Origin of the sequence: Streptomyces sp. ActVer (assembly GCF_027270795.1) — a bacterium.
GTDB lineage: Bacteria > Actinomycetota > Actinomycetes > Streptomycetales > Streptomycetaceae > Streptomyces > Streptomyces umbrinus_A.
In genome coordinates this window covers 1-6,088 of sequence record NZ_JAPWHT010000554.1, presented here as the reverse complement: position 1 = coordinate 6,088, position 6,088 = coordinate 1, and the positions used below count along the sequence as shown (strand labels likewise).

The 6,088-nt window shown below is 69.0% G+C and carries 7 protein-coding genes and 1 pseudogene; 5 read left to right on the top strand and 3 right to left on the bottom strand.

Translation table 11 applies throughout. The annotated features are described in order from the left end of the window. Positions 1-284 precede the first annotated feature (284 nt). On the top strand, positions 285-1,433 hold the full coding sequence (locus O3Q52_RS47245; protein WP_269654641.1) for an LLM class flavin-dependent oxidoreductase: 1,149 nt from the start codon (positions 285-287) through the stop codon (positions 1,431-1,433). Continuing rightward, positions 1,430-1,948 carry a GNAT family N-acetyltransferase gene (locus O3Q52_RS47240; RefSeq protein WP_269654640.1) on the top strand — a complete coding sequence of 173 codons (519 nt, stop codon included), beginning with the start codon at positions 1,430-1,432 and terminating at the stop codon, positions 1,946-1,948. Before O3Q52_RS47245 ends, O3Q52_RS47240 begins: the two co-directional genes overlap by 4 nt. 24 nt (positions 1,949-1,972) lie before the next feature. On the opposite strand, the gene O3Q52_RS47235 is transcribed toward O3Q52_RS47240, so the two are convergent. After that, a complete protein-coding gene (locus O3Q52_RS47235) occupies positions 1,973-2,824 on the bottom strand; it encodes a phosphotransferase enzyme family protein (RefSeq protein ID WP_269654639.1) in 852 nt (283 codons plus the stop codon). A 130-nt stretch (positions 2,825-2,954) separates the two neighbouring features. Continuing rightward, positions 2,955-3,479, bottom strand: coding sequence for an NAD(P)-dependent oxidoreductase (locus O3Q52_RS47230; protein WP_269654638.1), 525 nt, complete (start codon positions 3,477-3,479; stop codon positions 2,955-2,957). Positions 3,480-3,529: 50 nt separating this feature from the next. Between O3Q52_RS47230 and O3Q52_RS47225 the strand changes: the two genes are divergently transcribed. The 3 genes and pseudogenes from O3Q52_RS47225 (at position 3,530) to O3Q52_RS47215 (ending at position 5,189) form a co-directional block, all read left to right on the top strand. Further along, positions 3,530-3,727 carry a hypothetical protein gene (locus tag O3Q52_RS47225; RefSeq protein ID WP_269654637.1) on the top strand — a complete coding sequence of 66 codons (198 nt, stop codon included), beginning with the start codon at positions 3,530-3,532 and terminating at the stop codon, positions 3,725-3,727. A 160-nt stretch (positions 3,728-3,887) separates the two neighbouring features. Then, positions 3,888-4,037: pseudogene (locus O3Q52_RS47220) on the top strand (IS701 family transposase); the annotation flags it as partial. A 189-nt stretch (positions 4,038-4,226) separates the two neighbouring features. After that, entirely contained in the window at positions 4,227-5,189 is a 963-nt protein-coding gene (locus O3Q52_RS47215) for a serine protein kinase RIO (protein WP_269654636.1), read from the top strand. Between the two features lie 81 nt (positions 5,190-5,270). Here the strand turns inward: O3Q52_RS47215 and O3Q52_RS47210 are convergent, their stop codons facing one another. After that, the gene (locus O3Q52_RS47210) at positions 5,271-6,071 is read right to left on the bottom strand and encodes a helix-turn-helix transcriptional regulator (protein ID WP_269654635.1); all 801 of its coding nucleotides are present in this window, start codon (positions 6,069-6,071) and stop codon (positions 5,271-5,273) included. Positions 6,072-6,088 lie beyond the last annotated feature (17 nt).

Below are 6,088 nucleotides of genomic sequence, written 5' to 3'. Positions count from 1 at the left end.
CCGACGAGGGCGATTCGGGCCGCGACCTGGTGATTCCGTCAGCTTGATCTGCTACACCACTCGGCGGGACGCCATCCGGCCCCCCCTCGTAGGCGCTGACCCGCACAACGACGTGGTCCTGTGGGCCCTGACGCGCGTTGCCGTTCGGTTTGCCGCCTGAACGCCCAGTGCCGCCTCGCTCGCTCCAAGCGCGGCACCAGTTCCCTGACGAGCCATTGCCTGACGAGCGGTCACATCCCGCTGTGCAAAGGACAGTTCCGCCAGCCGTACGAAAGGTCATTCCCATGCCCGTCGAGTTCCTCGGCATCGCCGCGACCAACAACGGATCCGAAACCACCGCGCGGTCCGGCGCAGCCTTCGACAAGGAGTACACCCTCCGGCTGGCGCGGGTGCACGAGGAGCACTGCTGGGACCGGGTGCTGTTCGCCTACGGCTCCGGTTCGCCGGACCCCGCGCCGGCCGCCGCCTACATCGCGAGCAGGCTGGACCGGCTCCAGATCCTGCTCGCCCACCGGCCCAACGTCTCGTACCCGACCTTCGCCGCGAAGACCTTCGCCACCCTCGACCGGATCAGCGAGGGCCGGCTGACCGTGCACTTCATCACCGGCGGCAACGACCAGGAGCAGGGCCGCGAGGGTGACATCCTCACCAAGGACGAGCGGTACGCCCGCACCCGCGAGTACATCCGGATCGTCAAGAAGATCTGGACGACCCGCGAGCCCTTCGACCATGAGGGCGAGCACTACCGTTTCCACGACTTCGTCAGCGACGTCTTCCCGGTTCAACAGCCCCGCCCGAATGTGTCGTTCGGAGGTTCGTCGCCCGCCGCGTACGCCGCAGGGGGCGCCGAGGCCGACATCTACTGCCTCTGGGGCGAGCCCCTCGCGACGACCGCCGAGCAGATCGAGAACGTGAAGGCCTCCGCGAAGGCCGCGGGCCGCACCGAAGTACCCCGCATCCAGGTGGCGTTCCGCCCGATCATCGCCCCGACCGAGGAACTGGCCTGGGAGAAGGCGCATCGCACGGTCGGCGTGATCAAGGCCCGTAAGGAGAAGGGCGAGGCGATCACCAAGCGCCACAACGGGCAGGCGCTGCCGCAGAACACCGGCTCGCAGCGGCTGATCGCGATCGCCGAGGCGGGCGAGCGGTACGACCGTGCCCTGTGGACTCCGACAGCCGCCGCAACCGGGGGCGCGGGCAACTCCAACGCCCTGGTCGGCACGCCGGAGACGGTCGCCCAAGCCCTCCTGGACTACTACGACCTCGGTGTCGACATCCTCTCCGTCCGTGGCTACGACCTGTTGGACGACGCGATCGACTTCGGCCGGTACGTGATCCCGATCGTCCGCGAGGAGGTCGCCAAGCGCGACGCCAAGCACGACGCCGAACGGGCGGCGCGCGCCACGCAGAACCTCGCGGCGGTGAATGGATGACATCAGTGGCGCAACCACCGTCGTCCTCAATCGAGTTGACGGTGATTCAAGTGACCGTGTCCGACCCGCGGGTGAGACCGCTGCTGCGCGAACTCGGCGACGAGTACTCGACGCGATACGGCAAGGACGCTCACGCCGAACTCGCCCGCTATCCCGACGAGGAGTTCACCCGGCCGCACGGCGGGGTGCTGCTCCTGGTCCTGGAGCGAGATGAGCCGGTCGCGGGCGGCGCCTTCCGCCGGTACGACGCAACCACAGCGGAACTCAAACGGATCTGGACGCACTCCGCCCACCGCAGACGTGGCCTCGCGCGACGTGTCGTCGCCGAACTGGAGCACGAGGCGAGGGCGCGCGGCTACCGGCGGATCTACCTGACCACGGGGCCGCGCCAGCCCGAGGCCCGCGGTCTGTATCTGGCCACCGGCTACACCCCGCTGTTCGACACGTCCGCCGACCCGGAAGCCATGGGCCCGCTGCCCTTCGAAAAACACCTGCCGGCCGAAGCGCGCACCTGAAAGACCGCAGGCATCTGACCGCAATCAGCCATGAACATCCAGGCCGTTGGGATCGAGTGCTGCTCGGATCCGGTCGAGCCACTCTGCGCCGAGTTGGCGCCCGTTCGGGAGTTGGTCGTCTCGGTCCCAACGCCACGTTGTGATGATTGCCAGCACGAGGATCCGGCACTCACGAAGCAAGTCCTGGTCGACACCCGGATAGTGCTCGCTGACCTCTTCGGGCGCATGGGCGAGGTCGAATTCGACGGGCCCACGACAACACGTCTCAAAGTCGATGAACAGCAGCCCGTTCTTCGTGGTGAGCAGGTTGCCCGGGTGCGGCTCGCCGTGCAGCAACTGCTCGGCGGCGCCGCGCTCGGCGATCGCTCGCCTCAGACGACGTAGCGTATCGCCGAGCAACTCCCGGTCCGCGTCGGCGAGTTCCGGAGTGCGCTCGCGGTTCGCCAGGAATTGTTGAGCCTGCTCGACTCGATCCATGAAGTGCGGCGTCGGGACATCGAGCTTGCGCATCCCTGCGTGCAGCTGCTCGAGCGCATGGGCGAAGTCCGCCGGCGAGACCTCGTGAGGCACCATGGGTTCGTAGTAGGTCCACAGCGTGATCACGAAGCCATCGCGCTCATGGACGCGTGGCTCCACGCGCGGCTCAAGGGCAGCCACCGGGCACCCGGATTCGCCGAGCCGCTGAGCGACATCGACCTCGAACTGTGCGACCTGTTGCTCTACAGGTGCCACCCGGGCCAGGACGTCACAAGGCAGCAGACGCAGAGTGAGCTTGTTGGAGTCATTGAGAATGATCGCGTCGTCGACGGCCAGGTCAAGCGATGAGGCGATCGACCTGGCCGCGGCCATCGCACGCGAGACCTCTGATGCCTGCATCGTTGCCCGGCCTCTTTCCCTTGAGCGCTGCCTCGACTCTCCAGCTGGTGCAACTAGCTTGCGCACCCTACCAAGTTGTCGATCGAGGAACGCCTGCTGCAGCCCGGGCGGCGCCCAGGGAGCCGGGAGTTCAGTGAAGGTGGGACAGGACCTGAGGATTCGCGCAGTGCGCGAGTGGCCGGCCTGCCAGGAATGCGGCCACCTCCGAGGCCACGATGGAGGCGGCGTTGAAGGCGGTCTGTTTGCTGGCGCCGGCCAGGTGTGGCGTCATGACGATGTTGGGGGTCGTCAGCAGGCGTGAGCCGGCGGGGATCGGCTCGCGGGGGAAGACGTCGAAGGCGGCGCCGAAGAGTTTTCCGGAGTCCAGGGCGTCGCACCCGGCGTCGTAGTCGACGAGCGACCCGCGGGCACAGTTGACCAGCACGCCGCCGGCCGGCATCAGGTCGATCATCTGCCGGGAGATCAAGCCCTCGGTCTCCGGAGTCGCGCGGGCATGGACGGTGACGAACGTGGAGCGTCGCATGAGGTCCGCCAGGTCGGTGACCTCGGCCGGTGACACGTCGTGCGCATGGACAAAGGGGTCGGCGACGAGCACCTGTGCGCCGAATCCGCGGAGGATCCGGGCGACCCGGGACCCGATGGCGCCGTATCCCACGATGCCGACGGTGCTGCCCTCCAGCTCCGGTCCGAAAAGAGACCGTGGGAGTGAAACGAGCCCTGATGGAAGCCTGCGACCGCAAGATCCTGCTGGTCGACCACACCAAGTTCCAACGCCGCGGCCTCTACCAGCTCGCACCCGTCACCGCGTTCGACCTCGTCATCGTCGACGCCGGCATTTCACGGTCGCAGCTCGACACGATGCAGGCCGGCGGTGCGGAAGTCCTCGTCGCCGACCCGGAGTGACAGGCCGGGTTCGCGTGCGGTGGGGGAGCGGCCCGCGGCCGCCGCCGGTGTCGGCTGCACCGGAAGCCGGTCCAGCAACGACGCGTTCGGCAGGATCACCCCACACCTGTGCAGGGCGTAGCCGCGCGGCAGCGCGTCCGTCCAGGCCCTCGGCCGGCCCCTGCAACGGTCTGAACTGGCCCGAAATGACGGCGAGTTGACGCAGGTCTTCCTGGACCAGCGGGCCAAGGGTGACTGCTGTCTGCGCAGGTTGGCGCCGGATGGACGGCGCAAGTCGATCCAGGCGATTGCCGCTCGGCTGCCGGACGGCCCGCTCGGCCACCGCGGGCTCGGCGCGGGCCGGCTTTATTCGGTTGCCGCTCCCCGTGTCCGCCCCTCACCATGGGCGGGACATCGGGACCTGCCCGGTGCTCCACGAGAGGAGGCACGACGGTGACCACGACTGTCCTCGGCCTGCCCGCAGACCGCCTCTCTTTCGACTCATGGAGCACTTCCAGCGATGTCTCACGACGATCTCTCGCAGCACCCTCAGCACCCTCAGCACCCTCAACACCCGGCATTTCCTGACGACTTCACCACCGGCCCCTCCCGCCACGTCCCGCAGCCGGGCAACGCGGTACTGGACGACGTCGACGACCGGTTCGTATTCGACTTCCGTGCCTACGACGACCTCGAGGACGGTCAGCGCTGGTCGACCTGGCTCAGCGTCGAACCTCTCAGCCGAGGCCCCGAGCCGCTCCCGGACTGGGTGGTGACCTCGCAGGGCGCGATCGACACCGAACTCGGCGTTCTGAAGACCGGCAAGGAAGCCGACGTCCACCTCGTCGAGCGCGCCGACCCCCGAGACCCCGCCGGCGGCGTGGTCATGGCGGCCAAGCGGTACCGCTCTCCCGAGCACCGGACCTTCCACCGCTCCGCGTCCTACACCGAGGGCCGCTCGATGAAGCGCTCACGTGATGAGCGGGCCATCAAGCGGAAGAGCACCTTCGGCCGGCAGGTCGCGGCCGGAGAGTGGGCGGTGTCCGAGTGGGGTGCGCTGGTGCGGCTCTGGAACCTCGGTCTGCCGGTTCCCTACCCGGTCCAGATCGACGGCACCGAGATCCTGATGGAGTGGATCACCGTCGTCGACGAGGACGGCGCCGTCCAGACCGCGCCCCGGCTCGCCCAGACCCGACCCTCACCCGAGCTGCTGGCCTCGTACTACGAGCAGCTCACCGACGCGCTCGCGACGATGGTGCAGAACGGCATCGTGCACGGCGACCTCTCGGCGTACAACATCCTGGCGGCGGGCGAGCGGCTGGTCGTCATCGACCTGCCACAGATCGTCGACCTGGTCGGCAACCTCAACGGGATGACCTTCCTCCAGCGCGACTGCGCCAACATCTGCGGCTGGTTCCGCTCGCGGGGTCTCGACGTCGACGAGCACGCGCTGTTCGCGGAGCTGATGGCGCACGCCTTCTGAACCGGGCGGCGTCGGCCGATCTGTGTCAGGTGAACGATTTCGGCGAGTGGCATGTCGGCCGGGTCGGCCGGGCCGGCCGCTTCACCGTGGCGTCGGGCCCGTTGCCCCCGTGGGGAATTCCTCGATGCCGATGACCCGCAGCAGCTCCAGCCGCTCGCGGGTCTCGGCGTCCGCGGGGGTGAGCACCAGCAGTTGCTGGCCCTGGTCGGGAGTGACCAGGGTCTCGCAGTCCATCAGCAGGGGGCCGACCCGCGGATGCAGCAGGGTCTTGCGGTCGGCGCGCCGGACCGCCACCTCATGCTCTGCCCACAGCCGGCGGAAGTCGGCGCTCGCGGTCTGTAACCGGTCGACGAGTCCGGCGACCGTGGAGTCGCCGGACCGGCGGCCGGCGGCCGAACGCAGGTCGGCCACGAGCTGGCGGCCGTGGCGTTCTTGCTCCTCGGGCGGGGTGACGGCGCGGACCGCGGGGTCGGTGAACCAGCGGTATGCGACGTAGCGGCGGTCGCCGGACAAGCCGGTGTGGTCGCCCATGAGCAGGAGCGCGGCCCGGTTCTGGGCGAGGGCCTCACCCAGGCCGGACAGCACCAGGGCCGGGGTGTCGCCGAGCAGGTCGAGCATGCGGATCAGGCCGGCGCGGGCCAGGCGAGCCACCCCGTCGGCCGGTGGGGGCCGATGGCCGGCCAGGTGGAACAGGTGGTCGCGCTCGTCGTCGGAGAGGCGCAGCGCCCGGGCCAGCGCGCCGAGCAACTGGACCGATGGCTGACTGCTGCGGCCCTGCTCAAGGCGTACGACGTAGTCCACCGACATGCCGGCGAGCGCGGGCTCATGACGTCGACGCCGACGGGCGCCCGGCAGAACTCCGATCCGTCCGAGACCACCCAACTGAGGGTGCCGTCACA

Bases quoted from the DNA above. Each gene is read 5' to 3' on its own strand.
- O3Q52_RS47240 (WP_269654640.1), top strand. From the start codon at position 1,430: ATGACATCAGTGGCGCAACCACCGTCGTCCTCAATCGAGTTGACGGTG.
- O3Q52_RS47245 (WP_269654641.1), top strand. From the start codon at position 285: ATGCCCGTCGAGTTCCTCGGCATCGCCGCGACCAACAACGGATCCGAA.
- O3Q52_RS47235 (WP_269654639.1), bottom strand. From the start codon at position 2,824: ATGCAGGCATCAGAGGTCTCGCGTGCGATGGCCGCGGCCAGGTCGATC.
- O3Q52_RS47215 (WP_269654636.1), top strand. From the start codon at position 4,227: ATGTCTCACGACGATCTCTCGCAGCACCCTCAGCACCCTCAGCACCCT.